The organism is Lentzea aerocolonigenes (assembly GCF_000955955.1).
In the GTDB taxonomy this organism is placed as follows: Bacteria; Actinomycetota; Actinomycetes; order Mycobacteriales; family Pseudonocardiaceae; genus Lentzea; species Lentzea aerocolonigenes_A.
The window spans coordinates 1-24,299 of sequence record NZ_JYJG01000139.1 but is presented as its reverse complement, the minus strand read 5'-3'; the positions used below and the strand labels follow the sequence as shown (position 1 = coordinate 24,299).

23 protein-coding genes are annotated in these 24,299 nt (G+C 68.3%); 9 read left to right on the top strand and 14 right to left on the bottom strand.

Features of this window, described 5'->3' with window-relative positions; genetic code table 11:
- The first annotated feature begins 139 nt into the window (after positions 1-139).
- Positions 140-2,218 (top strand): MMPL family transporter, encoded by a 2,079-nt coding sequence (locus UK23_RS20950; RefSeq protein ID WP_231114600.1) that lies wholly within the window; start codon positions 140-142, stop codon positions 2,216-2,218.
- On the opposite strand, the gene UK23_RS20945 is transcribed toward UK23_RS20950, so the two are convergent.
- Positions 2,149-3,231, bottom strand: a complete 1,083-nt coding sequence (locus UK23_RS20945) for a PD40 domain-containing protein (protein WP_156213262.1) — start codon at positions 3,229-3,231, stop codon at positions 2,149-2,151. The genes UK23_RS20950 and UK23_RS20945 overlap by 70 nt on opposite strands.
- Positions 3,232-3,351: 120 nt before the next feature.
- Positions 3,352-5,241, bottom strand: a complete 1,890-nt coding sequence (locus UK23_RS20940) for a DUF2339 domain-containing protein (protein WP_045313272.1) — start codon at positions 5,239-5,241, stop codon at positions 3,352-3,354.
- A gap of 103 nt (positions 5,242-5,344) precedes the next feature.
- Here UK23_RS20940 and UK23_RS20935 point away from each other — a divergent pair, with 103 nt between their 5' ends.
- The 5 genes from UK23_RS20935 to UK23_RS20915 are packed head-to-tail and all read left to right on the top strand — an operon-like array spanning position 5,345 to position 10,440.
- Positions 5,345-6,310: a LacI family DNA-binding transcriptional regulator gene (locus UK23_RS20935; protein WP_045313295.1), complete on the top strand. Its 966-nt coding sequence runs from the start codon at positions 5,345-5,347 to the stop codon at positions 6,308-6,310.
- Entirely contained in the window at positions 6,307-7,716 is a 1,410-nt protein-coding gene (locus tag UK23_RS20930) for a sugar ABC transporter ATP-binding protein (protein ID WP_045313271.1), read from the top strand. Before UK23_RS20935 ends, UK23_RS20930 begins: the two co-directional genes overlap by 4 nt.
- Positions 7,713-8,618 (top strand): ABC transporter permease, encoded by a 906-nt coding sequence (locus tag UK23_RS20925; protein WP_045313270.1) that lies wholly within the window; start codon positions 7,713-7,715, stop codon positions 8,616-8,618. Before UK23_RS20930 ends, UK23_RS20925 begins: the two co-directional genes overlap by 4 nt.
- A 29-nt stretch (positions 8,619-8,647) precedes the next feature.
- Positions 8,648-9,565, top strand: coding sequence for a substrate-binding domain-containing protein (locus UK23_RS20920; RefSeq protein ID WP_045313269.1), 918 nt, complete (start codon positions 8,648-8,650; stop codon positions 9,563-9,565).
- A complete protein-coding gene (locus UK23_RS20915) occupies positions 9,562-10,440 on the top strand; it encodes a ribokinase (protein ID WP_045313268.1) in 879 nt (292 codons plus the stop codon). Before UK23_RS20920 ends, UK23_RS20915 begins: the two co-directional genes overlap by 4 nt.
- On the opposite strand, the gene UK23_RS20910 is transcribed toward UK23_RS20915, so the two are convergent.
- A complete protein-coding gene (locus UK23_RS20910) occupies positions 10,418-11,089 on the bottom strand; it encodes a hypothetical protein (protein ID WP_045313267.1) in 672 nt (223 codons plus the stop codon). The two genes, UK23_RS20915 and UK23_RS20910, sit on opposite strands and share 23 nt — an antisense overlap.
- Positions 11,086-12,300 (bottom strand): right-handed parallel beta-helix repeat-containing protein, encoded by a 1,215-nt coding sequence (locus UK23_RS20905; protein WP_063778096.1) that lies wholly within the window; start codon positions 12,298-12,300, stop codon positions 11,086-11,088. Before UK23_RS20905 ends, UK23_RS20910 begins: the two co-directional genes overlap by 4 nt.
- A 47-nt stretch (positions 12,301-12,347) precedes the next feature.
- Between UK23_RS20905 and UK23_RS20900 the strand changes: the two genes are divergently transcribed.
- Both UK23_RS20900 and ptsP read left to right on the top strand, forming a co-directional pair.
- Positions 12,348-13,193: a Dyp-type peroxidase gene (locus UK23_RS20900; RefSeq protein WP_156213267.1), complete on the top strand. Its 846-nt coding sequence runs from the start codon at positions 12,348-12,350 to the stop codon at positions 13,191-13,193.
- Between the two features lie 48 nt (positions 13,194-13,241).
- Positions 13,242-14,873, top strand: a complete 1,632-nt coding sequence (gene ptsP, locus UK23_RS20895) for a phosphoenolpyruvate--protein phosphotransferase (protein ID WP_045313266.1) — start codon at positions 13,242-13,244, stop codon at positions 14,871-14,873.
- Here ptsP and UK23_RS49730 read toward each other — a convergent pair.
- The 10 genes from UK23_RS49730 to macS form a co-directional block, all read right to left on the bottom strand.
- Positions 14,850-15,014: a DUF397 domain-containing protein gene (locus tag UK23_RS49730; RefSeq protein WP_231114598.1), complete on the bottom strand. Its 165-nt coding sequence runs from the start codon at positions 15,012-15,014 to the stop codon at positions 14,850-14,852. The two genes, ptsP and UK23_RS49730, sit on opposite strands and share 24 nt — an antisense overlap.
- Positions 15,015-15,027: 13 nt before the next feature.
- Positions 15,028-15,843, bottom strand: a complete 816-nt coding sequence (locus UK23_RS20885; RefSeq protein ID WP_082114831.1) for a helix-turn-helix domain-containing protein — start codon at positions 15,841-15,843, stop codon at positions 15,028-15,030.
- Positions 15,844-15,913: 70 nt separating this feature from the next.
- Complete coding sequence (locus tag UK23_RS20880) at positions 15,914-16,762, bottom strand: LysR family transcriptional regulator (protein ID WP_045313264.1); 849 nt, start codon at positions 16,760-16,762, stop codon at positions 15,914-15,916.
- Complete coding sequence (locus tag UK23_RS20875) at positions 16,759-17,769, bottom strand: hypothetical protein (protein ID WP_045313263.1); 1,011 nt, start codon at positions 17,767-17,769, stop codon at positions 16,759-16,761. The genes UK23_RS20880 and UK23_RS20875 overlap by 4 nt, the downstream gene beginning before the upstream one ends.
- On the bottom strand, positions 17,754-18,230 hold the full coding sequence (locus UK23_RS20870; protein WP_052684859.1) for an RNA polymerase sigma factor: 477 nt from the start codon (positions 18,228-18,230) through the stop codon (positions 17,754-17,756). Before UK23_RS20870 ends, UK23_RS20875 begins: the two co-directional genes overlap by 16 nt.
- A 67-nt stretch (positions 18,231-18,297) precedes the next feature.
- Positions 18,298-19,476, bottom strand: a complete 1,179-nt coding sequence (locus UK23_RS20865; protein WP_045313261.1) for a glycine C-acetyltransferase — start codon at positions 19,474-19,476, stop codon at positions 18,298-18,300.
- Positions 19,476-20,507, bottom strand: coding sequence for an L-threonine 3-dehydrogenase (gene tdh, locus UK23_RS20860; protein ID WP_045313260.1), 1,032 nt, complete (start codon positions 20,505-20,507; stop codon positions 19,476-19,478). Before tdh ends, UK23_RS20865 begins: the two co-directional genes overlap by 1 nt.
- A gap of 88 nt (positions 20,508-20,595) precedes the next feature.
- Positions 20,596-21,105 carry a DUF1707 SHOCT-like domain-containing protein gene (locus UK23_RS20855; protein WP_231114597.1) on the bottom strand — a complete coding sequence of 170 codons (510 nt, stop codon included), beginning with the start codon at positions 21,103-21,105 and terminating at the stop codon, positions 20,596-20,598.
- Positions 21,106-21,125: 20 nt separating this feature from the next.
- The gene (locus tag UK23_RS20850) at positions 21,126-21,788 is read right to left on the bottom strand and encodes a response regulator (protein ID WP_045313258.1); all 663 of its coding nucleotides are present in this window, start codon (positions 21,786-21,788) and stop codon (positions 21,126-21,128) included.
- Complete coding sequence (macS, locus tag UK23_RS20845) at positions 21,785-22,936, bottom strand: MacS family sensor histidine kinase (protein WP_045313257.1); 1,152 nt, start codon at positions 22,934-22,936, stop codon at positions 21,785-21,787. Before macS ends, UK23_RS20850 begins: the two co-directional genes overlap by 4 nt.
- 133 nt (positions 22,937-23,069) lie before the next feature.
- Here macS and UK23_RS20840 point away from each other — a divergent pair, with 133 nt between their 5' ends.
- Positions 23,070-24,266: a GGDEF domain-containing protein gene (locus UK23_RS20840; protein ID WP_045313256.1), complete on the top strand. Its 1,197-nt coding sequence runs from the start codon at positions 23,070-23,072 to the stop codon at positions 24,264-24,266.
- Positions 24,267-24,299: the final 33 nt, after the last annotated feature.

Sequence of the window (24,299 nt, the reverse complement as noted above, 5' to 3'; positions counted from 1 at the left end):
GTAGACCCCGTCCACGGCCCCGTACGGTTTCAGTGAACGGTGTTTACAAGAGTTCACGGGATTCACAGCACGGTAACCCAGGAGGCCGTCGTCGATGTTCGCGAAGTGGGGATCTATCGCATATCGCCGCCGGTGGGTGGTGTTGATCGCGACCGTACTGCTCGCTGTGCTCGGCGGCGTGTGGGGACTGGGCGTGTTCGACAAGCTCAGCCAGGGTGGTTACGAGGCTCCTTCCAGCGAGGCGGCGCGGGCCGACAAGGTAGCCGAGGAGGCGTTCGGGCGGCAGAACGGTGACGTGATCGTCATTTACCGCGGCGATTTCGCCAACCCGCTCGAGCTCAAGAAGATCGCCGATCACATCAGCGGCTTCCCGACGCACGACGTGCTCAAGGCCACCGGGCCGGTGCCGTCGGACGACAAGCAGCAGGCGCTGGTCGCCATCACGCTGACCAGCGGTGACTCGAACGAGCAGATCAAGCAGTTCGAGGACGTTCAGAAGCAGCTGAACGTCGAAGGATTCACCCAGCAGGTCGGCGGGCTCGTGCCCACCCAGAAGGCCATCAACGACATGTCGCAGGACGACCTCACGCGCGCCGAGATGTTCTCGCTGCCGCTGGTCCTGCTGCTGCTCGTGATCATCTTCGGCGGTCTGGTGGCCGCAAGTCTTCCCGTCGTCGTCGGCGGGCTCGCGATCATGGGTGCGCTCGGCGTGCTGCACGGCATCGCGCTCTTCACGAGCGTCAACTCGTTCGCGGTCAACGTCGCGTCGCTGCTCGGGCTGGGCATGGCGATCGACTACGGCCTGTTCATGGTCGGCCGGTTCCGCGAGGAGCTGGCACAAGGCCGCACCACCGAGCAGGCGGTCGGCCGCACCGTGGCGAGCGCCGGCCGTACCGTCATGTTCAGCGCAACGCTGCTGGTCATCGCACTCGCCGGACTGCTGATCTTCCCGCACGGCTTCCTGAAGTCCCTCGCGTACGGCGGCATGTCGTCGGTCGCGATCGCCGCGCTCGTGTCGCTGACGTTGCTGCCCGCGTTGCTCGGCGTGCTCGGCCACCGGGTCGACAAGCTCGCCATGCCGTGGCGCAAGAAGGAGCCGAGCGAACGCGGCTGGCGCACGCTCAGTGGCAAGGTCATGAAGCGGCCGCTGCTGTTCGCGATCCCGTTGATCGCGGTCCTCGGTGCGCTCGGAGCGCCGTTCCTCAACGTCCAGTTCGGCCAGGTCACCGAGAAGGTCCTGCCAGAGGGCAACGCCGTGCGCGTCGCCACCGAGAACATCAACCAGAACTTCTCCGCGCTCTCCAACACCGGCCTCAAGATCGTCATCAAGGGTGGTGACCAAGCCGCCGTCCAGCAGTACCTCGACAAGGTCAAGGACGTCCCGGGCATCGGCGACACAAGGCCGATGGGCGCCGACAAGGGCGTCACGGCCGCGGCCGCCGGGCTCGAACACGACGCGTTGAGCAGTGAGTCGAAGCAGGCGCTCAAGGACGTCCGCGCGATCACGCCGCCGGCAAACTCAGAAGTGCTGGTCGGCGGCAACACCGCCATCGTCACCGACTCGCTCGACGCCATCGCGGACGGACTGCCGTTGATGATCGGGCTGCTGGTCGGTGCGACGCTGATCCTGATGTTCCTGGCGTTCGGCTCGGTCGTGCTGCCGATCAAGGCGGTCGTGATGAGCGCGCTGTCGCTGTCCGCCACGTTCGGCGTGCTGGTGTGGATCTTCCAGGAAGGCCACGGGGCTGACCTGCTCGGCGTCACGCCGGGACCGCTCGAGTCCGGCATCGTCGTGCTGATGGCCGCGATCGTGTTCGGCCTGTCGACGGACTACGAGGTCTTCTTGCTCAGCAGGATGGTCGAGGCGCGCGGACAGGGCGCGACGACCGAGGAGGCGGTGAGCACCGGCCTGGCCAAGACCGGCCGGGTGATCACCTCGGCGGCGCTGCTGCTGATCGTCGTCACCGGCGCGTTCGCGTTCTCGCAGGTCGCGATGATGCGGTTCGTCGGCGTCGGCATGATCCTCGCGCTGGCCCTCGACGCCACAGTCGTCCGGATGCTGCTCGTGCCGGCCGTGCTCAAGCTCCTCGGCAACGCCGCGTGGTGGTCACCCGGTCCGTTGAAGCGGATCCAGGAACGCCTCGCGCTTCACGACGAGCCGGTGGACGACTTCGACGATTGGGACGACGAGATCCGCGAGCCGGTCGCCGTCGGCTGACCGGAGGCGAAGGTGATCATGGTCGCGTCGAACTGGCGCGACCTCGTCTCCTCCAGTTCGTTCGACTTCATCCAGTACGTGGCCAGCACCGCGTGCGAACTGTCGAGCACCGTCGTCGTCGCGCCGGTCGCGAGGAAGACCCTCGGGTCGCCCGGCGCGATGGCGACGCTCGGTGAGTCGATGTGCAGCCGGTCGCGCACCGTCATGGTCGTCGCGTCGATGATCACGACGGAGCTCTCCTTCGGCAGTGTCAGGTAGACGGTGGCGCCGTCCGGGGTGACCGCGAGGCTGCCCGCTCCCCTGCCGACGCTCAGCGAGCCGACGACCTGGTTCGTGGTCGTGTCGAGGACCGACACCGTGCCGGGCGTCTTCTCACCGAGGCGCATGCTGCTCACGTACAGGCGCTTGCCGTCCGGGGAGATCGCGAGGAACTGCGGCAGCCCTCCGACCTGCACCGCCGAGGTCTGGAACGCCGTCGCCGTGTCGACCAGGCCGACCGTGCCGTCCTGCGCGTTGGCCACGTACAGGACCTGGTTGTTGGGGTGCACGGCCAGCCCCTGCGGCTGCCCGTTGACCTTCACCGCCGCGACCAGGCGGAAGTTCTCCGGGTCCACGACCGCGATGCCGCCGCTGGCCGAGACGTAAAGGCGCTTGCCGTCCGGGCGCATCGCCGCGTGCGAGAGCTGGACCTGCGTGAAGATCCGGTCGAGGACCGCGCCGGTGGTCGTGTCGACCACGGTGATCGCGCCGGTCCACCCGTTGATCACGTAGAGGTGCTGCCCGTCCGGGGACACCGCGACGCCGGTCGCGCGGCCCCCGGTGTCCGCCCGCGCGAGAACCGCGCCGCTCCTGGTGTCGACGACCTGCACGAGGCCCGTCTTGCCCACCACGAACGCGCGCGGGGACAACGAGGCGGTGGAAGTGGTCGTGTACTCGTGCCCTTGATGAACACCAGTCGCCGCGAAAGCCGCTGAGAGCGCTAGAACCGCGGCCACGAGGCGTGGCTTTGCCATACGCCCGATGGGACCACTTCCGGGTGCTTTCGATCTACTTCCGTCACTCTTCAGAGGGAAATCTTTGCCTGGTTGTAGTACGACCGTCGCCCGCGACGGCGGCGCGGGCGACGGCCATACCTAGTAAGACGGCGGAGCTACTGGTTTGGATTCATATGAATCCGGATTCTTCGCAGAAGCCACCAGTTTGGCGTAACGGGTGCCCGCGGTCAGGAGCACGAGACCGGCGCCGAGGAACGCCAGCACACGCGCCACACCGTCGAGCGCCGCGAGGTCGAACAGCACCAGCTTGATCACCGCCGCGCCGACCAGGATCAGGCCGGAGATCCGCAGCGCCTTGTTGTTGATGCCCCTGACCAGCAAGAACAAGGCGGCAACGGTCCACGACACCGTGACGACTGAGTGTCCGAACAGGAACCCGCTCTCGTCCGGCGAGACCAGCAGCGCCGCGCACAGCACCGCACCCGCCGCGCCGTAGAGCAGCACGAGCCCGGAGATGATCCACGGGAACGGGTGCCTGGCCGGCTCGCGCAGCACCTGCATCTTCAGCGCGGCCCAGGGCGCGACCGCCGCGTAGATGCCCAGCACGAGTGCCGTGACCAGCCCGGCCGCGTAGTCGCCTTGGGTGACGACGATGTAGCGGGGTTCTTCGATCAGCCACGAGATCGGCACGGCCTGACCGACCGTCATCAGGAACCCGACGGCGCCGAACACGATCGACCCGACCAGCGCGCTCCTCTTGTCCAACCGGGCCGCGAGGAACGCCAGCAGCACCGCCTCGGCAAGCACGATCGCCGTCCGCACGTTGCCGTCCAGCGCGATCACCGTCGTCTGGAACAACGCGAGCATGCCCGTCGCGCCGGCCGCCGTCGTGAACGCGCGCGGCAGGTCCGGGACCATCCAGATCGCCAGCAGGACCGCGGCGACGGCACCGGCCAGGATCGAGTTGGCCGGGTCGTGCAGCAGCGTGGTCGCGAACATCGCGGGCAACGCCGAGCCCGCGATCATCGCGATCGCGACGACGTCGTCCGGACGCTTCCGGATCGTCAGCAGCGCGACCACGATGCCGACGACGGTCGTGGCGCCGGCGACTCCGACGACGGTCCACTCGAAGTCGGCCGGGATGGCCTGAGCGGTCGCGAGCAGCGAGGCGATGATCGGCGGGAAGCCACCGGCGATCGCGAGACCCGGCCAGTTGCGCTGGATCTGGACCGGCGTGCTGGCCATCTTCAGCACCAGCAGGAAGCCGACCAGCAACACCGTGAAGCCGTCCGTCAATATCGGCGAGCAGATGGCACACGCTGCGACAACGCCGACCGCGAGCGTTTGCGACTCCCACCGCAACGCGAGCACGACACCGCTCGCCGCGACCGCGAGCCCGACGACGAGACCCACGCCGGGAGGGAAGTACTCGTAGAGGCTTGTGGCGGCGATGACGTCGAGGTAGAGGCCCGCGAAACCGGTGGCGGCCAAAGCGAACGCCCCGGTGCGGCCGGCCGGGTTGCGGTGCAGCCACATGCCGATGCCGACCAACGCGCCGCTGAACACCGCACCGCCGATGACGCGCGGCATCGGGCCGAGCCAGCCGCGCTGGATCGCGAGGATCAGCAGCAGCACGAACCCGAGCACGGTGATCGCGCCACCGACCCAGGCCAGCAGCTTCGAGCCCGCGCCGTCCTTGCCGAGCTTCTCGAACAACGTTTCGCGAGGTGGCGGCGGCTGCACGGGCCAGTGCTGCGGAGGCGGCGGCTGCGGCCACTGCACCTGGGGTTGGGGCATCTGGTGCTGCATCGGTGCCTGCTGCGCCCAAGGGCTCGGCGGCGGCATCGGGACCGCCACAGGAGGAGCCACGACCGGCGCCTGCGCCGTCTGCGGGACGGGAGGTGCCGCGGTCGCGACCGAAGAGGAGTGCTCCCGCATCTCCGAGCTGATCATCGTCAGCCGCTGCCCGATGGCCGCGAGCTCCAGCGCGAGGCGCTGCTCGTACCCGAGGCGATCCTGTCCGTCCATGTGATCAGAGTGAGGCAGAGCACGCCCAGTGACATCCGTACACCTACTCATCCGGCTTGACTACATAGGTGTGTAATCGATTAACTTCTGCGCCGTGACGACCATGAAGGACGTCGCGCAGCACGCCGGCGTCTCCACGGCCACCGTGTCGCGCGTGCTCAACGGCCATGCCGCACCGACCCCGGAGACCCGTGAGCGCGTGCTCGCCGCGATCGAGGAGCTCGGTTACCGGCCCAACGCCCTGGCGCGATCCCTCAGGACCACCAGCACCCAGACCCTCGGTCTGGTCATCAGCGATCTGCTGAACCCGTTCTTCGCCGAGATCGCGCGAGCGGTCGAGGACGAAGCCCGGTCACACGGCTACTGCGTCGTGATCGGGAACGCCGACGAGAGCGCCGAGCAGGAAGCCACGTACGTGCGCACCCTGCTCGACCGCCGGGTGGACGGCCTCCTGCTGTGCCCCGCGACCGACGACCCGAGCCTGGTTCGCGAAGTGAGCGCAGGCGGCGTACCGCTCGTCCTGCTCGACCGGACGGTCAGGGGCGCCACATGCCCCGTCGTCCGCGCCGACGGCAGCGAGGCATTGACCGCGCTCGCCCGGCGGCTCGTCGGCGCCGGCCACTCCCGCATCGGTGTGATCGCGGGACCGCCGAACACCTCCACTGGAAGAGAACGAACCGACGTGCTGACCGGCGCTCTCGGTGGCGTCGCGCGGGTCGTGCACGGTGATTTCCGGCAGGAGAGCGGCAGCCAGGCCGCCGCGAAGCTGATCGACGACGGAGTCACTGCGCTCGTCGTGATGGACAACCTGATGGGCCTCGGCGCGTTGGGCGAGATCAGGGCCCGTGGCCTGCAGATTCCGCACGACATCGCGCTCGCGGTGTTCGACGACCAGCCGTGGTTCCCGCTGCTCGACCCGCCGATCACGGTCATCGCCCAGCCGACCGTGGAGATGGGCCGGGCCGCCGCCCGCAGCCTGCTCGCCCTGATCAACGGCCAGCAGCCCGACGACGTCCGCCTCACCGCGAAGCTCGTGCTGCGCGGCTCGTGCGGGGAGGCCGAGCTGTGAAGACGCTCATCACCGCTCGCGGCATCACCAAGCACTTCGGCGCCACCAAAGCGTTGGACGGCGTCGACCTCGACATCAACGCGGGCGAGGTCCACGTCCTGCTCGGCGAGAACGGCGCCGGCAAGTCCACGCTGGTCAAGGTGCTCGCGGGCATCCACAGCCACGACGCGGGCACGATCGAGGGCAAAGCCAGCCTCGCCGTGATCCACCAGGAGTTGGCGCTCGTCCCCGAGCTGTCAGTCGCGGAGAACCTGTTCCTCAACCGGCTGCCGCGCAAGTACGGGTTCGTCGACCGCGCCGAGATGCGCCGCAGGGCCCCGAAGCTGCTGGAACGGGTCGGGCTCAACGTCGACCCGAACGCCAAGGTCAAGGACCTCGGCATCGCGCAGCAGCAGATGATCGAGATCGCCCGCGCGCTCGACAAGAACTCAGGCGTCCTGATCCTCGACGAACCGACCGCGGTCCTCACCGACACCGAGACCGACCGGTTGCTGCAGATCATGGCTCAGCTGCGCAAGAACGGCGTCGGCCTCGTCTTCATCACGCACCACCTCGACGAGATCCAGCGGATCGCCGACCGCATCACGGTCCTGCGCGACGGCCGCAGCGTGGGCGTCCTCGGGCCGCGGGCAACGACTCAGCACATGATCGAGCTCATGGTCGGCCGTCCGATCAACGAGCAGTACCCGCGCGCACGGCAACGTCCTGGCCAGCCGCTCCTGCAGATCAGCAACCTCACGAAGCGTGGTGTCTTCGAGGACATCTCCATCGAGGTACACGCGGGCGAGGTCGTCGGCATCGCCGGTCTGGTCGGTGCCGGACGGACGGAAGTCGCGCGGGCCGCGTTCGGTGTGGACGACTACGACCGCGGCAGCGTGCAGGTCGACGGGAAAACGTTGCCGCGCGGGAACGTCCAGGCCGCGATCAAGGCAGGACTCGGCCTCGTGCCGGAAGACCGCAAGGGCCAGGGACTGGTGCTGACCGCGACGGTCGGACAGAACCTGGAGCTGGCCACGCTGGAGAACCGCGACCGGAAACGCCTGCACGACATCGCGGGCAAGCTCCGGATCAAGGGCCGCGTCGAGCAGCCCGTGAAGGAGCTCTCCGGCGGCAACCAGCAGAAGGTCGTCATCGGCAAGTGGCTGCTCGCCGACCCGAAGGTGCTGATCCTCGACGAGCCCACGCGCGGCGTCGACGTCGGCGCGAAGGTCGAGATCTACGAGCTGATCAACCGGATGACCGCGCAGGGCCGGGCCGTGCTGCTCGTGTCCAGCGACCTGCCCGAGGTGATCGGGATGAGCGACCGCGTCGTCGTGATGGCCCACGGAAAAGTCGCGGGCGAGCTGCCCAAGGGCGCGACCCAAGACCAGGTGATGGCACTCGCCGTGCAGGAGATCTCAGCGTGAGCACGATCAACATTCGCAAGTTCACCAGCGAGAACGGCGCATTGGCGGGACTGGTCCTGCTCGCCGCGGTGATCACGGTCATGCAGCCGGCGTTCCTGTCGGTGCAGAACCTGCTCAACGTCGGTGTTCAGACCGCGGTCATCGCGATCATGGCTTTCGGCATGACGTTCGTGGTCGTCGCCGGCGGCATCGACCTGTCGGTGGGCAGCGTCGCCGCGTTCGCCGGCATGGTCGGTGCGCTCACCGCCGGTCCGGTCGGCCTGGTCTTCGGGGTGATCTGCGGCCTCCTCAACGGTGTGTTGATCGCGTACGGCAAGCTGCCGCCGTTCATCGCGACGCTCGCGACGCTGAGCATCGCGCGTGGCCTGGCGGTGGTCATTGCCGGAGGTCAGCCGCACGAGACCGACGCCGCGGTGACGTTCCTCGGCTCGAACCTCGCGCCGATGGTCCCGTTGCCGCTGCTGCTGATGCTGGCGTTCTTCGGCGTCACCGGCCTGATCCTCACCCGCACCAACCTCGGCCGCCGCATGTACGCGATCGGCGGCAACGAGGAAGCAGCCAAGCTCAGCGGCATCGACGTCCGGAAGCAGAAGCTCTGGATCTACGCGCTGAGCGGCCTGTTCGCCGCCGCCGCGGGCCTCGTGCTCGCGGGACGGCTGGGGTCCGCCGGTCCGCAGGCAGCGGTCGGCTACGAGCTCGACGCGATCGCCGCGGTCGTCATCGGCGGTGCGTCGTTGTCCGGTGGCGTTGGCCGCGCCACCGGGACGTTGGTCGGCGCACTTGTGCTCGCCGTCCTGCGCAACGGCCTCAACCTGCTGCAAGTGCCGCCGTTCTGGCAGCAGGTCGTCATCGGTGTGGTGATCGCTCTCGCCGCGCTGCTCGACTCACTTCGCCGTCGCTGAGATATCCCGAACAGGTAAGGAAAACACCAATGAAGGTGACCCGACGGATCGCGCTGACGCTCGGCGCCGCTGCTCTGCTGGCGACCGGGTGCAGCGGTACAGGGGCGTCCGGAGGAAGCGGCATCACGATCGGCCTCGCGGTGTCCACTTTGAACAACCCGTTCTTCGTGCAGCTGCAGCAGGGCGCGCAGGAGATGGCGAACCAGCTCGGCGCCAAGCTGACCGTGGTCGACGCGCAGAACGACGCCACGAACCAGGTCAACCAGGTGCAGACGCTGGTGACCCAGGGCGTGAAGGTGATCATCCTGAACCCGGTGGACTCCAAGCAGTCCGCGCCCGCCGCCAAGGCAGCGGAGATGGCGAACATCCCGCTGATCTCGGTCGACCGCGCGGTCGAGGGCAAGGTCGCCGCCGAGGTCGCCTCGAACAACGTCTCCGGCGGCAGCCTCGCGGCCATCGAGCTCGGCCGCGCCACGTCCGGCGAGGTCGCGCACCTCAAGGGCATTCCGGGCGCGTCCGCGTCGCGTGACCGCGGGCAGGGCTTCGAGCAGGGCCTGAACAGCGGCAACATCAAGGTCGCGGCCACGGCCGTCGCGGACTTCGACCGCGCCAAGGGCCTCAACGAGACCACGAACCTGCTGCAGGGTCACCCCGGTCTCAAGGGCATCTTCGCCGAGAACGACGAGATGGCGCTCGGTGCGATCAAGGCGCTCGGCGCCCGTGCCGGCAAGGACGTCATGGTCGTCGGCTTCGACGGCACGCCGGACGGTCTGAAGGCGATCCAGGACGGCACCATGGTCGCGACGATCGCGCAGCAGCCGAAGCTGCTCGGGTCCAAGTCCGTCGAGCAGGCGGTCAAGGCTGCGAAGGGCGAGCCCGTTCAGCAGGTCGTCGACGTCGAGGTGAAGGTCATCACGAAGCAGAACGTGGCAGAGTTCAACAAGTGACGAAGCCTCTGCTCGTGCTCGGGTCCGCCAACGCCGACCTCGTGGTCGAGGTCGGCAGGCGGCCCGGCGGCGGTGAGACCGTGCTCGGCGGCGACACCGTCGTGCTGCCCGGCGGCAAGGGCGCGAACACGGCGGTTGCCGCTGCTCGGGTGGGTGCTTCCGTGGCACTCGTCGGCGCTCTTGGTGATGACGGATACGGCTCGCTGCTGCGTTCTTCGCTCGAGGATTCGGGCGTGGACACCGCGCTGGTGAAGACGTCACAGCGCCCTACCGGGATCGCTTACATCACCGTGACCCCGGACGGCGAGAACTCCATCGTCGTCTCCCCCGGCGCCAACGCCGACGTCGCCGAGTCCGATGTGGACGCTCTGTCGTTCGACGGCGTGCAGGTGCTGACGTGCTCGCTGGAAGTGCCGCTGGAGACGGTGATCCACGCGATCGACGCCGCCTCGAAGGCCGGCGTGAAGACGGTGCTGAACCTCTCGCCGGTCGCGGAACTGCCCGCCGAGACGCTCAAGCAGCTCACGACGTTGATCGTGAACGAGCACGAGGCCGCACAGCTCGCGTCCGACTGGCGGCACCTGCTCCGGCTCGGCCCGCACACCGCGATCGTGACGCTCGGCGAACGCGGGGTGGCCGTGGTCCTGCCCGCCGGGGTCAAGGAGATCCCGGGGGTGAAGGTCGACAAGGTCGTCGACACGACCGGTGCCGGTGACGCGTTCGCCGGCGCCTTCTCCGCGCGACTGGCCGAGGGCGACCGGGTCGTGGTCGCCGCCGAGTACGCGGTGAAGGTCGCCGCGTTGTCCGTCACGAAGGCCGGCGCGCAGCCCTCGTACCCGACCGCAGCCGAGGTCAGCTCGCCAGTGGCGGGATGACCTTCACGGGGTCGCCCGACCCGGTGAAGTCGAAGACGGCGAGCTCTTCCTGGTTGCCCAGCTTGGCTTCCAGCCTGCGGAGCTTGCCGTCCTGGTCGAGCCAGTAGCGCAGCCTCGCGTCCGCGTTGTCCTTCTTGGGCCCCTCGAAGATGTCGACGGCCGTCTCGCCGATCCTGTCCGAACGCAACCAGCGCGCGGAACTCTGCAGCAGCAGCTGAGGGTTCTCCGGCCGGTCGGAACCGAGGTTCACCAGCAGCCTCAACGCGCCGTCCAGCTCCGAGCCCCGTTCGCGCAGGTCGCGGATCTGCCAGTCGACCACGGGAATCGGGTCGACCGGCTTGGTGGACGGGTTCATCGCGAACGCCATCCGGCCGAGGTTCCACTGCACCAGGCCCCTGGAGAACTGGTCGTCGCGGCCGTCCGTGCGCATGCCCGCGTAGCCGAGGTGGTTCACGAAGTCGACGCGGCCGTCCAGCACGAGCTTGCCGCCGGGCGACGGCACGGACGCGGTGAACCCGCTGGTCCCGGTCGTGTAGTTGGAGAACCTGACGAGCGCCAGGCGTTCTGCCTCTGGGATCGAGAGAGGCCGCGGATCTGGCGTGGCGCTGCAGGCCGACAGCACCAGCAACAGCGCGAGGGCTTTCTTCACGACCGCACCGCCGCACGGTCTTCGAACAGGTCCTCGGTCGGAACCCCGTACTTCTCGACGTTCGGTGCCTTGTCCGGCAACGGGTCCTTCGGCATCTCCGGCTGCAGCGGAGGAGCCGCGACCTGGTTGAACGGGATCCCGCGAGGTGCAGAGGATTTCGGCAACGGGTCGCCGACGCCGTCGTAGCAGCGTTCGCGGGCGAAGCAGTTGTTCTTGCCGGGTGCCCGTTTCGAGGCCGCGTACAGCACGTCCAGGCCGTTGTGCGTGATCACGTTGCCCTCGAAGAGGTTGTCGAGCGGTGCCATGTCCTCGCTGGAACCCAGGGCGACGCCGATGCCGGGGTTGCCGGTGATCAGGTTGCGGGACACCAGGTTCCGCGTGCCGCCCGCAATGCCCATGCCGAGTCCGAAGGCGCCGTCGGCCTGAGCCGGGGAGAGGGCTTCGGCGTTGTCCGACACGAGGTTGCCGGCGAACGTGGCGTCCTCCTGCGGCACGAACGCCTCCTGGTAGTCGGAGTTCGAGGTCATGCCGACCCGGTTGCCGCTGAACCTGTTGCCCAGCACGTACATCTGGCCGGACGAGTTCGTGCCCTCGTAACCGACGGCGTTGCGCTCGGCGACGTTGCCGCGCACGACGATGTCGCACGGCTTGCACTGGCCGACGTAGAAACCGGAGTCCGCGCTGCCGCTCGCGTAGCTCTGCTCGATCACGCCGTGCTGGGCGTCGAACGCGTAGATGCCGTACAGCGCGTTGTTGCTCGCCGTCACGTACGAGACGCGGAAGCCCTGCAACGGCGGGAACTTCTGCGTGTCGAGCTTCGTGTAGCCGTTGCTGCCACGGCCCATCCCGCCGTTCTCGCTCAGCCCGGTGACCAGGACGCCGTTCAGCGTGTGGTTGCGGACGGTCAGGTTCTGCACCGACACCTCCGGCGCGGTGACCACGATCCCGTTGGCGCGCTTGACCTCGCCGTCGATGATCACGCTGCCGCGCTGGGTGCCCCTGATCGTCAGACCCTTGGTCCTGACCTGCACGGACTCCTTGTAGACGCCGGGCGACACGACGATGGTCGCGCCTTCCCGCGCCGCGTCGACGGCGGCCTGGATGGTGCCCAGCTGCGCCGGGACGGCGATCTCGCCGCCGAGTTTCGGTTGCGCCGCCGACGAGCAACCGGCGACCAGAAGCAGTGCTGTCAGTGTGTACGGAGCGCGCACAGCCGGTCACCGTACTGCGCCGTTCGGCCTACTGTCACACTGCCCCTGTGGGCCAACTCTCACGCCGCCGTCTGCTGTACGGCGCTGCTGCTCTTGGGCTACTCGGCGCATGCGGCTCGCCTGAACGTCAGCCCGGTGTCGTCACGCCGCCGCAGCTGCACGCCGACGTCTCCGTGTGGGACGCGACTGCCGTGCCATCTGCGCAGGTCAGCTCGTCGGTCACGGTGACGTGGGGGCACGGGATCGACGGGCTGCCGGAGTTCCCCGGTGACGCGGTCCGGCCGCGGGAGCTCGGCGGGAAGCTCTTCCTGCAGATCTGCGGAGACGATGTCGATGCGGTGAGCGACGCGGCTGCGCGGTTGCGGCCCGATGGCCAGTTGCGGTGGCGTGAACAGGGCTTTTGCAACGCTGATCGCACGAACGGGTTGGGTTTCAAGGACGGCATCGTCGTGCCGAAGACGCCGGACGAGTTCGAGCAGGAGGTCTGGCTGCCGGACGGGTCGACGATCGCGGTCGTGCGCCGGATCAAGCTCGACTTCGCGGCCTTCAAGGTGCTGTCCGTCGCTGAACAGGAACGGGTCTTCGGGCGCAGGAAGCACGACGCCGTGCCGTTGTCCGGCGGCGAAGAGGTCGATTTGTCGGCAAAGACACCGGACGGCGAGTACGTCATCCCGGCCGACGCGCACGTCCGGCGGGCGCATCCGCTGATGGCGGGGGCGGGCCTGATGCTGCGCCGCTCCTACAACTTCGCCGACGGCCTGCTCTTCATCTCGTACCAGCGCGAGCTGAGGACGTTTGTGAACACGATGTATCGGATGGTCGATGGAGACGCACTTCTGCGTTACGCCACGACAACCGCCTCCGCTGCTTTCCGCATTCCGCCGCTGGATTAGTCACACTGAGCTGTCGTCGGTTCCCGGTGGAAGGGTATGGTCTAGACCATGTCGAGCGCGCGGCTGAGCGGTGTCGGTGTCAGCAGCGGCCGGGCTTCCGGCCCAGTGGTCAGGGTCGCTGAAGCCCTGCCGGAACCTCCGCTGGGTCCGCGACCTGCGGATACAAAAGAAGAAGCCTCTCGGATCCGCCCGGCCACCGAGGTCGTCGCGCAGCGCCTGATGGAGCGCGCGAAGACCGTCGAGGGCGAGGCGCGCGCCGTGCTGGAGACGACGGCGGCGATGGCGGGCGACCCGTCGCTCATCAAGTCGGCCGAGAAGCTGGTCGTCGACGAGGCTCTTCCGGCTGCCCGTGCGGTGCACCAGGCCGCCGCGAAGTTCATCTCCGCACTGCAGGCCGCCGGTGGCTACATGGCCGAACGGGCCCGCGACGTCCAGGACGTCCGCGACCGCGTGGTGGCCGAGCTGCTGGGCCTGCCCGCGCCAGGCGTACCGGACCTGGCTTCCCCGTCCGTGCTGGTGGCGCGTGATCTGGCGCCCGCGGACACCGCCGGTCTCGACCCGTCGAAGGTGCTCGCGCTGGTCACCGAGGAGGGTGGTCCCACCTCGCACACCGCGATTCTGGCGCGGTCGCTGGGCATTCCGGCCGTCGTCGCGTGCCGTGGCGTGCTGGCGCTGGACGTCGCAGCTCTCGAGGTCGACGGCGACACCGGGCACGTGCGCGAGTCGGACGGCAAGGTCCGTGCGGCCGGCACCGGCAAGAAGGCCACCTGGAACGGCGTCGGTGTGCTGAAGGACGGCCACCGCGTGAAGGTCCTCGGCAACGTCGGTTCCCCCGCGGACGCTGCCGCTGCTGCCGCCGCCGGTGCGGAGGGCGTCGGCCTGTTCCGCACGGAGTTCTGCTTCCTCGACGCGGCGGAGGAACCGAGTGTTGCTGAGCAGACTGCTGCCTATGCGGCTGTGCTGGCGCCGTTTAAGGGCAAGCCGGTTGTGGTGCGCACCCTCGACGCGGGCGCGGACAAGCCGCTGGCGTTTCTGAGCCCGGACCCCGAACCCAACCCGGCCCTCGGAGTGCGCGGTCTGCGCGTGGCCTTCGACCGCCCTGAGGTGCTCGATCGCCAGCTCCAGGCCATCGCCGCCGCTGCTGCCTCGTCCGGCGCCGACGTCTCGGTCATGGCCCCGATGGTCGCGACTGCTGCCGAGGCCTCGTGGTTCGTCGCGCGTGCTCGTCAGGCAGGTATCGCCCGCGCCGGCGTGATGGTCGAGGTTCCGTCCGCCGCGTTGTCGGCGCGCGAGATCCTGCAGGTCGTCGACTTCATCTCCATCGGCACCAACGACCTGGCCCAGTACGTCTTCGCCGCCGACCGCCAGCTCGGTGGCGTGGCTGCGCTGAACGACCCGTGGCAGCCGGCGTTGCTGCGCCTGATCGCGCAGGTCGGTGAGGCGGCCACGGCTGCGGGCAAGCCGATCGGTGTGTGTGGTGAGGCGGCGGCCGACCCGTTGCTCGCGTGCGTGCTCATCGGCATGGGCGTGACGTCGTTGTCGATGAACCACACGGCTCTCGCGGATGTCGGCGCGAAGCTCGCGACGTCCAGCATGGACATCTGCCAGCTCGCGGCCCGTGGCGCCCTGGCCGCACCGGACCCCGCGACGGCGAAGCTAGCTGCTCGCGCCCCGCACTAGTTCGAGGAACGCCGACCACGCCTTGTCCGACACCGGCAGGTGCGTGGTCGGCGCTTTGCTGTCCCGGATGCCGATGCCACGACCGACCTCGACGCAGTCGTTGCCTTCGGCGCTGTAGCTGCTCTTGTGCCAGACCGGCATGCGGAACATCTCCTCACATCAGGATGCTGGTGATCAGCTCCTTCGATTGTTCCGCATCCAACGCCTGCTGGTCGAGGAGCTTCAGCACCGCGGTGTAGGTGTCCAGAACTGCCTTGTCTTCGAGGAACAGGCTGGAGTTCTTGCTCTCCAGGTAGACGACTGGCTCGAACTTCTCGTACTCGAGCAGCATGAACGCGCCCGACACTCCGGCATGCGCGCCGATCGCGGTGGGCACGATGCGCAAAGTGATGTAGGTGCGCTGGGCCATCCCCAGCAGGTGGAGAAGCTGGTCCTTCATGACATCCGGGCCGCCCACCGGGAGGTGCAGGGCCTGTTCGTGGATGTAGAAGACGAACTGCCGACTCCAGTGGAAGAACTCGCGGCGAGCCAGCTTTGCGGCGATGACCTCCTCCCAGTCGATCTCCTTCGAACGAGCTGACGCAGCGATAACGGCACGCATGTAGTCAACGGTCTGGAGTCGGCCGGGAATGAGGTTCAGCGACAGGGACGTGATGGCGTTGGCGAGCCGTTCCTGAGTGATCAGACTCTGCATCTGGGCCGGGATCTGGAGATATCCGTTCTCCCGCGTCTCGTGGAACAGCCTCAGCAACCGCCGGACTTCGTCAGGTTTGACGCGGCAGTACCCGAGCAGCTGTTTCAGGTCGCTCTCGTTGACCCCGCCCTTGCCCCGCACCAGGTCGGAGAGCTTGGCGGGGTCCCAGTCCAGTGCTTCAGCGAGTTCGCGGTGGGTCAGGCGGGTCTGTTCGATGGCGCGCCGGACGCCCTCGCCGAACTCCCGTCCCACCACGCTGGAGATTCGTCGTGGCATGGCGATGAAGCTAGAAGTACGGATCCCCTTCGATCCATCGTTTCCGTCCGAATATCCCTGAAGGAAGTAGTTATTGGAGGCGGTTCAATTCTTCGAACACAACCTGGATCAACGGGTGGTCTTCCGTTCCACGACGTACGGCCGCGACAACGCGCCTGAGTGGTGGTGTTCCTGCAATTGGTGTGCCACGCACGGCATTACGAGGCGCCAATGCCACACCCGCGCCCGCTGCGACCAACGCCTGGATCGCGCGGAAATCGTCTGACGTGTGCCGGATCCGCGGCGTGAACCCGGCCTGCGCGCACGCCATCTCCACGACGTCCCGCAGAGGATTTCCCGGCAGCGTCACGACCCAGTCCTCGTCCGCCAGCGCCTGCAGCTCGACCGGTCCGCCCGACAGCGCGTGCCCCGGCGGCAGCACGACGTCGAACGGCTCGGTGTAGAGCGGGAAGCGCGTGAGGCGATCCGTGGTCCGGTGTTCCTCGGTGATCGCCACGTCGATCTCGCCGTCGACCAGCAGCCGGACGCTCTCGTGGCCCTCGGCGTCCCGCACCGACAGCTCGATCGACCGTTCCCGCAACGCCTTGAGCGCGGGTGCGACGACCTGCGTGATCGCCGACGCGAAGGCTGCCACGGCGACTCGTCCGGCTGAGCCGGAGGCAAGAGCGTCCAAAGTGGCCTGTGCGCGTTCCAGTTCGGCTGCCACGACATGGGCGTGCGCGACGAGCAGCTCACCGGCGGGAGTCAGCGAGACCCTGCGTCCTTTGCGGAGCAACAACGGGTGGCCCGCTTCGGACTCCAGGGCGGCGAGCTGCTGCGACACCGCTGACGGCGTGAGGTGCAGCGCAGCAGCAGCGGCTGTCACGGTGCCGTGGTCAGCCAACGCGCGCAGCACGCGGAGCCGTCGTGGGTCGATCACCGCTCAATGATGGGGGATTCGACTTCGCCGTTCACGGGGACGTCCTGAGGCACGATCGGGTCGATGTTCGTCGCTTCGAGCAGGAGGTATTCCTCCTCCGAGATGGGCTCGCCGGCGGGCATGCCGAACTGAGGCACGGTGAGGACGTCCCGCCTGAGGATCGGCATGCCGGTCTCGGGGTTGATCACGAACTGGGTCTCGGCTTGGTAGAACTGGAACGGGGCAGGTGCGGTGATCGCCACCCCGATGCCGTAACGGCCGTTGCGGAGCAACACGTTGTTGAGGACCCGTGCCCCGTCGAGCGTCTTGAGCAGCTCGAACGCCGCCTGCCGCTGGTCGGCCCGCACGTTCGACGTCATCACGTCCATGGCGAGCGAGGCGATTCGGTAGTCGGTCCTCTCGCTGGTGAGGGTGGCGAGCGTCTTCTTCAGCTCGACCGGGTCGGCAGGCAGCGCGTCGAACGAGTCGAGGCGCACCGGGCTGTGCAGGGACATCTGGAACCCGGAGACGTAGGACTGCTGCACCGCAGGCTTCATCGGCCCGATGCGCACCGCGTGGCTGCCGTAGGCCTGGGGCACCGTCGCCGGCTTGCCCGCCGCCTCCCACTTCGCGTCGTCGTCCTGAGAGAAGGGCTCTACCGTCCCGTCCTTCTGCAGGACCGTGACCTGGCTGTTCCTGGACTGCCACCGGTCCGTCTTCGAGTCGAGGCGCACGATGTACGGGTTCGCCGAGTTGCCGACGACCATCAGCGACCACTCCTGCGTCAGCGCGTGCCACCAGGGTGCGGACGCGGCGGGCTGCACGGGTTGGGTCGGTTTCGGCAGCAGAACGACCACGAGCGCGATCACGGCGGCCGCCACCAGCACGGGAGCGAACCGCTTGAACGACCGGCGGCTCTGCGTCCGCGGCAGCGCGATGATCCGGGCGAGGTCGCTCTCCATCCGCTCCCGGTCGACCGGGAGCGCCGGCGGCTTGGCCTGAGCCAGTTCCTTCAGGAGGTCTTCCATGACTCCCTCGCACGGTCGAAGTTCGCGAACGAGAGAGCGGCCTGCAACCGTCGTCGCGCCCGGTGCAGACGCACGAAGAACGTCGCCGTCGTGCACCCGAGCACCTGCGCGGCCTCGGCAGCCGCCAGCCCGTGCCACGCGACCAGCGTGAGCACCTCCTGGTCGGCCTCGGACAGGCTCGACAGCGCCGCCCGCAACTCCACCACCCGCACGAAGTCGTCGGTGATGGGCACGTCGTCGAGTTCGTCGTGCCGCACCTGCCTGCGGGCTGCGCGCACGAGGTTGCGGGCTATGCCGAGCAGCCACGGCAGTGCGTTGGACGGCATCTGGTCGAGCTTGTGCCAGGCGATGGTGAAGGTCTCGCTGGTGATGTCCTCCGCTCGCTGCGCACCCGCGTGGCTCGCGGCATAGGCGAGCACACGCGGGTAACACTCGCGGTAGACAGCCGAGAAGTCCTCCACGATCGCCCCTCCCTCTTCACGAGGTAGTGCGCCGACCGTGCCGATTCTTACCGGCGAGTGACCGGGGTCACATCTTGGCTCGTGCGGCGACGAACGCGTCGACCGCCCGGTTCACGTCCTCCGTCGTGTGCGCGGCGGACATCTGCGTGCGGATACGAGCCTTGCCGTGCGGCACCACCGGGTACGAGAAGCCGATCACGTAGATGCCCTGTTCCAGCAGCAGGTCGGCCAGTCGTGCCGCCTCGGCCGCGTCGCCGATCATCACCGGGATGATCGGGTGCTCGCCGGGGAGCAGGTCGAAGCCCTCCTCGGTCATGCGCCGGCGGAAGAGCTCGGTGTTGGAGCGCAGCTGGGTGAGGAGCTCCGAGGAGTTCGACAGCATGTCCAGCGTGGCGATCGCGGCGGCGGTGATCGACGGCGCGAGCGAGTTCGAGAACAGGTACGGGCGCGAGCGCTGGCGCAGCAGTTCGACGATCTCTTTCCGGCCGGACGTGTAGCCGCCGGACGCACCGCCGAGCGCCTTGCCGAGCGTGCCGGTGACGATGTCGACACGGTCCTGCACGCCGAAGAGCTCCGGGGTGCCGCGGCCGGTCGGGCCGGTGAAGCCCACGGCGTGCGAGTCGTCGACCATGACCAGCGCGTTGTACCGCTCGGCCAGGTCGCAGATCTCGTCGAGCGGCGCGAGGTAGCCGTCCATCGAGAACACGCCGTCGGTCGCGATCAGCCGGTAGCGCGCGTCGGCCGAGTCCTTGAGCTGGCGCTCCAGGTCGTCCATGTCGCGGTTCTTGTACCGGAACCTGCGCGCTTTGGAGAGGCGCACGCCGTCGATGATCGACGCGTGGTTCAGCTCGTCGGAGATGATCGCGTCCTCGGCGCCGAGCAGCGTCTCGAACAGACCGCCGTTCGCGTCGAAGCACGAGCTGTAGAGGATCGTGTCGTCAGTGCCGAGGAACTCGCTGAGCTTGCGCTCCAGTTCCTTGTGCGGCTCCTGGGTGCCGCAGATGAACCGCACCGACGCCATGCCGAAGCCCCACTCGTCGAGCGCGGTCTTCGCGGCCTCGATCAGGCGCGGGTGGTCGGCGAGCCCGAGGTAGTTGTTGGCGCAGAAGTTCAGGACCTCGTCACCCTGGCCGACCCTCACGGCGGCGTTCTGCGGGGTGCCGATGACGCGTTCGGCCTTGTAGAGCCCGGCCTCCCGGATCTCCTCGATGGTCTTGAGGAGGTCGTTCTTCAGCTCGCCGTACATCAGGCTCCACTCCAGTCGAGGATGACCTTGCCGCACTTGCCCTCGCGCGCGGTGGCGAAGGCCTCCGCGTGCTGCGTGTAGTCGTACCGGTGGGTGATGACCGGCGCGAGGTCGAGGCCGCGCTGCAGCAGCACCGTCATCGAGTACCAGGTCTCGAACATCTCGCGGCCGTAAATTCCCTTGAGGTGCAGCATCTTCAGCACGACGCTGCTCCAGTCGACCGGGAACTCCTCCGCCGGCAGCCCCAGCATCGCGATGCGACCGCCGTGCGCCATGTTCGCGATCATGCTCTGCAGGGCGGACGGCTTGCCGGACATCTCCATGCCGACGTCGAAGCCCTCTGCCATGCCCAGGTCGGCCTGCGCCTGCTCGATCGTCTTCTCGGCGACGTTCACCGCGAGGTCGACGCCGACCTTGCGCGCGAGGTCCAGCCGGTGCTCGGAGACGTCGGTGATCACGACGTTGCGCGCACCCGCGTGCTTGGCGACAGCGGCGGCCATGATGCCGATCGGCCCGGCGCCCGTGATGATCACGTCCTCGCCGATGACCGGGAAGCTCAACGCGGTGTGCACGGCGTTGCCGAACGGGTCGAAGATCGCGGCCACGTCCAGGTCGACGGGCGTCCGGTGCACCCACGCGTTCTGCTCGGGCAGCACGACGTACTTCGCGAACGCGCCGTTGGAGTGCACGCCGAGGCCCTTGGTGTTGGCACACAGGTGCCTGCGCCCGGCCTTGCAGTTGCGGCAGGTCCCGCACACGAGGTGGCCCTCGCCGCTGACCAGATCACCGATCTTGACACCGGTGACGGACGCGCCTGTCTCGACGACCTCGCCCACGAACTCGTGCCCGAGCGTGAGCGGCGCCTTGATGTTCTGCGCCGCCCAGTCGTCCCACGAGTCGATGTGCAGGTCGGTACCGCAGATGCCGGTGCGCAGCACTCGGACGACCACGTCGGTCGGACCCGGCGTGGGGTCGGGAACGTCGGTCAGTTCGAGGCCAGGCCCAGCGGCGACCTTGACGAGAGCCTTCATGCGGGAAGTGTCGCCCTCCCCGCTTGTGCAGTCCATCAGGACTTTCTGAAGTCCTTGTGCAGTTCACCTTCACAGGTGAACGTGCGGATCAGCGCTTCCGCTTGATCACCACGGAGCCGCCGCGCACGGCGCCCTTGAGCTGGAAGTGAGGGTTGCCGACGGCGTTGTGGACCTTGTCCTTCAGCTCGCCCGCGGTGATCTCCACGCCGTCGACGTTGACCGACGACCCCGCGGGCAGCACGAGCTTCACCGAGCCCAGCGACACGTCGAGGTCGACGTTGACCAGCGGCGGCACCTCGGCCTGGGTGAAGTCGAGGTTGGTCGAGCCGAGCGTGTTGCGGATGACCAGCTCGCGCGGGACGACCCAGTGGCCCTTGCGCACGGTGGTGCCCATCGTGTTCTTCAGCTCGGTCCGCGCGTGGGCAAGCTCGTTGTTGACCATGCCGGGCAGATCGATGAGCACGGCGTTCAGGTCTGCCCTGGTCACAGCGGCGAGAGCGGTGTCGGTGCGCGTCGTGAACTCGTCGAGCGTGATCATGCCGCGGCCCACTGCCTTGTTCAGCAGGCTGACGACGTGCTCGCGTTCGGGGTCGGACACGCGTAAGTCCCTGGGGTCTGTCATTGCTCTGCCTCCGGTTCGGCGTCGAGACCGTGCTCGATGGCATAACGCGCCAACTCCACCCGGTTGTGCAGTTGGAGTTTCCGCAATGTCGACTGGACGTGGTTTTCGACCGTGCGGTGGGAGATCACCAGGCGGTTGGCGATCTGGCGTGCGGTCAGTCCCTTGGCCACCAAACGGAGTACTTCGGTCTCCCGTTCGGTGAGTTCGGGCTTGTCCTTCGAGTCGTCGGGCGCGGCGGCCATGCGGCGGTACTCGCCCAGCACGAGGCCGGCCAGTCCGGCGGTGAACACGGCGTCACCCGCGGCGGTCCGCGAAACAGCCTCGACCAGTTCCTCCGAGGACGCGGACTTCACCAGGTAGCCCGACGCGCCCGCCTTCACGGCCTGCAGCACGTCGTCGTGCTCGCCGGACGCGGACAGCACCAGCACGCGGGTGTCCGGCAGTTCGCTGGTGATCATCAACGTCGCGTCGACACCGGAGAGCTCACCGAGGTTGAGGTCCATCAGCACCACGTTGGGCCGCACGGCCTTCGCGATGCGCACGGCGGACGCGGCATCACCCGCGGTCGCCACGATCTCGAAACCGCGCTCCTGGAGGTCGCGTGCCACGCCCTCGCGCCACATCGGGTGGTCGTCCACGACCATCACCGAGACCGTCATCCTGCCGCCCCCTTCCTGAACACCCGAACCTCCCACTCCGTGCCCTCCCCCGGCCCGGTCTGGAGTTCGAGGGTGCCGCCGAGCGACTCCACCCGGCCTTTGATCGACTTCTCGATGCCCATCCTGCCCTCCGCCGCGGCGGAGGCGATGCGGCCGTCCGGGATGCCTGGTCCATCGTCCCGGACACTCAACACGACTTCTTCCCCCAAGTCCTCCAGCAGCACCCACGCCCGCGCGTCGTCACCGGCGTGCTTGTCCACGTTGGACAGTGCTTCGCGGACCAACGAGTGCAGCTCGCCCGCCGTGGCGGCGGTGATCATCACCTGGGTGGCCGGCGTGGACACCTGAATGCGAGGTGTGGCCAGCAGCTGCAGGCCGGGGCGCAGGTCGATCTCTCCGTCCACAGTGGAGTCTGTCGGTGCGGCGGCCACCAGGTTCCGCAGCGCCACCTCCTGCTCACCGGCCAGCTTGGCCAGTTCCGCCGCCTCGCCACCGACTTCCAGCCCGCGCTTGCGCACGCGGGCGAGCACCTGCAGGACGCTGTCGTGGATCGAACGGGCGAGCCGCTCCCGTTCCGCCGTGGCCGCTTCCGCGCGCAACGCCTGGGCGAGCAGCACCGCCGAACGCCGTGCGGTGGCCGACGCCATGCCGACGACCATGCCCGCTCCGGCCAGCAACACGACGTCCCGCAGCAGGTCGAGGCTCGGCACACCCTTCGACAGGTAGGTGAAGAGGCCGACCGTCAGGCCACCGGCGAACCCGGCCGTGGCTCCGCCCAGAGCGCCCAGCGCGACCGCTGGAACGCACGCCCAGATCGTGGTGATCAGCGGCACGTTCAGGGTCAGCAGCTGGTGGCTCGACATGATCAGCGGCGACAACGACATGAGCCCGCACGTCAGCGCCAGGTCGACCAGCACGAACGGCCAGCGCCTGCCCCACGTCGTGCTGTAGGCGCGGCTGGTGAACACGGACCACAGCGCCATCACCCCGAGCGTGGTCCACGCGAGCCACGGCCGGATGTACCAGGCCTGGTTCGCGATCACGTTCGCCGCCGCGAAGAGGAATGTGACTATCCGTAGCGCAATCGCCCCGCGCCACAGCGGTGTGGCCGGGTCGTCGATCACCTTCGTCACACGTTCGGCAGGCATTCTGGGCACGCTGTGCTCCTTTCGGACACCATCCTGCCGCGTGAACGTGCGCTGGCTAACCCCCAGGTGGCCGTCTTCTGCCGAACGGAGGAATGTGCGACGCTCTCCGGGTTCAGGTGGGGAGGGCATACAGGTGCGCGACTGGCCGGTGTGGACACTGCGGCGGCCCGCGCTCTGCTACTGGTTGTTCATCGACCTGGTGGCCCTGGGCATGGTCACCTACGTGATCATCTCCACGCCTACTCCGGAACCCTCCGAGATCGGCCGTTTCGCCGCCATCGCGGGCACGGCGGGCGCGGTGATCATCGGCAGCTCGATCTACAGCCACCGCCTCGGCGAGACCGAGCGCAACCCGTGGGCCGCACACCTCTCCTATCTGACGGCGGGCATCCTCGCCCTGCCGCCGAACCTCCTGGTGCTCCTGCTCTTCGGCCCAGCGCTGCACTGCCTGCTCGCGCAACGCCCGGAGACCCACCGCTGGCTGTTCACCCTGAGCGCGACGTCGCTCGCCGTCTTCGCCACCCGCTACCTGCTGGGCTGGTCGAACCCGCACGCCGGTCTCCCGGTCATGGTCCTCGGCGCCGCCGTGCTGCTGACCCTGCGCGCGGCCCTGATCGCGCTCGGCCTGAAACTCCGCCGCCCCGCCGCGTCCTTCGAGGAGAACGTCGGCGAACCGATCGACGTGATCCTCGGCATCGTCGCGGTGTCGATCGGCGGCCTGATGGGCTGCGTGGCCGAGGCGAACTCCATCCACGCCCTGATCGCCGGCCCGCCCCTGCTGCTGCTCGAACGCGCGGCCCAGCTCCCGCAGTGGCGCCGCTCGGCCCAGCGCGACGCCAAGACGGGTCTGGCCAACGCCGTGCACTGGGACAGCCGCGCCCGCTACGAACTCACCAAGGGCTCCAGCCGCACCCGGCCGATGGCCGTGATGCTGCTCGACCTCGACCACTTCAAGAAGGTCAACGACGAGGTGGGCCACCTGGCAGGTGACGCCGCCCTCGCCGCCATCTCCCTGCTCCTGCGCGGCACGGTCCGGCGCGGTGATCTCGTCGGCCGGTTCGGCGGCGAGGAGTTCGTCGTCCTGCTGCCAGAGGCTTCGCCGGACGAGGCGGAGTCGGTCGCCGAACGCGTCCGCAAGGCCGTGGCCGCGTTGCGGGTGCCGACGATGGCCACCGACGGCAATCCGCACGAGCTGCGCGGCCTGACCGTGTCGATCGGCGTGGCGACCACGACGCGGTTCGGCTACGAGCTGCCGGACCTGCTGGTGGCGGCCGACGCGGCGCTGCTGGCGGCGAAGGCGTACGGCCGCAACCTCGTGTCGATGGCCTAGACGGTTGATTCCAAGGGTCCGCAGCCACGGACC

Coding starts and splice junctions, on each gene's coding strand:
- UK23_RS20945 (WP_156213262.1), bottom strand. CDS start 3,231: ATGGCAAAGCCACGCCTCGTGGCCGCGGTTCTAGCGCTCTCAGCGGCT.
- UK23_RS20940 (WP_045313272.1), bottom strand. CDS start 5,241: ATGGACGGACAGGATCGCCTCGGGTACGAGCAGCGCCTCGCGCTGGAG.
- UK23_RS20935 (WP_045313295.1), top strand. CDS start 5,345: ATGAAGGACGTCGCGCAGCACGCCGGCGTCTCCACGGCCACCGTGTCG.
- UK23_RS20920 (WP_045313269.1), top strand. CDS start 8,648: ATGAAGGTGACCCGACGGATCGCGCTGACGCTCGGCGCCGCTGCTCTG.
- ptsP (WP_045313266.1), top strand. CDS start 13,242: ATGTCGAGCGCGCGGCTGAGCGGTGTCGGTGTCAGCAGCGGCCGGGCT.
- UK23_RS49730 (WP_231114598.1), bottom strand. CDS start 15,014: ATGCCGGTCTGGCACAAGAGCAGCTACAGCGCCGAAGGCAACGACTGC.
- UK23_RS20885 (WP_082114831.1), bottom strand. CDS start 15,843: ATGCCACGACGAATCTCCAGCGTGGTGGGACGGGAGTTCGGCGAGGGC.
- UK23_RS20875 (WP_045313263.1), bottom strand. CDS start 17,769: ATGGAAGACCTCCTGAAGGAACTGGCTCAGGCCAAGCCGCCGGCGCTC.
- UK23_RS20865 (WP_045313261.1), bottom strand. CDS start 19,476: ATGTACGGCGAGCTGAAGAACGACCTCCTCAAGACCATCGAGGAGATC.
- tdh (WP_045313260.1), bottom strand. CDS start 20,507: ATGAAGGCTCTCGTCAAGGTCGCCGCTGGGCCTGGCCTCGAACTGACC.
- UK23_RS20850 (WP_045313258.1), bottom strand. CDS start 21,788: ATGACGGTCTCGGTGATGGTCGTGGACGACCACCCGATGTGGCGCGAG.
- macS (WP_045313257.1), bottom strand. CDS start 22,936: ATGCCTGCCGAACGTGTGACGAAGGTGATCGACGACCCGGCCACACCG.